At 57.1% G+C, this 907-nt stretch carries 1 protein-coding gene; it reads left to right on the top strand.

What is annotated here, in order from left to right; genetic code table 11:
• Nucleotides 1-907 (top strand): immunoglobulin-like domain-containing protein (locus tag G5S52_RS23435; protein WP_368737498.1); only part of this gene is annotated, 907 nt, incomplete at both ends.

A 907-nucleotide genomic window follows, 5' to 3' on the forward strand; every position in this document is an offset into this window, starting at 1 on the left:
AGATGACAGCCTGAACGAATCGGCGGATGATGATGTGTTTACCGTCTCGGTGAATGCTACCGCTGGCGGTGACTTCGAAGCGCAGCCAACCGCGCCGGCCGCTGTCGAAACCACCATCAATGATGGCACCACCACGGATGCGCCGACTCTGACGCTGACCGGCGATGCTTCTGTCATTGAGGGTGAAGCGGCCAGCTACACCCTCACCCTGTCGGAAGCACCAACCGCTGATTTCACCGTGACCATCATCGTGGGACACAAGACCACGGAAGATGGCGATATCACGCCGGTCACCCGCGATGTGGTGATCGCTGCGAACACCACTTCCATCGATTTCACCGTGGACACGCTTAATGACAGCCTGAATGAATCGGCGGATGACGATGTGTTTACCGTCTCGGTGGATGCCACCTCTGGCGGTGACTTTGAGGCGCAGCCGACTGCACCCACTGCGGTGGAAACCACCATCAACGATGGCACCACCACGGATGCGCCGACCCTGACACTGACGGGTGATGCCTCAGTGAATGAAGGCGAAGCAGCCAGTTACACCCTCACCCTGTCGGAAGCACCAACAGCGGACTTTACAGTCACTGTGCTCATTGGTCACAAGACCACCGAAGATGGCGATGTCACACCGGTGACCCGTGATGTGGTGATCGCTGCGAACACCACTTCCATCGATTTCACCGTGGACACGCTTAATGACAGCCTCAACGAATCTGCCGATGATGATGTCTTTACTGTGTCAGTAGACTCAACATCCGGTGGTGACTTTGAGGCTCAGCCAACCGCACCGGCCGCTGTCGAAACCACCATCAATGATGGCACCACCACGGATGCACCGACGCTAACTTTGACTGGCGATGCCTCTGTCATTGAAGGTGAAGCGGCCAGCTACACGCTT

Origin of the sequence: Grimontia sedimenti (genome assembly GCF_011045095.1) — a bacterium.
In the GTDB taxonomy this organism is placed as follows: Bacteria; Pseudomonadota; Gammaproteobacteria; order Enterobacterales; family Vibrionaceae; genus Enterovibrio; species Enterovibrio sedimenti.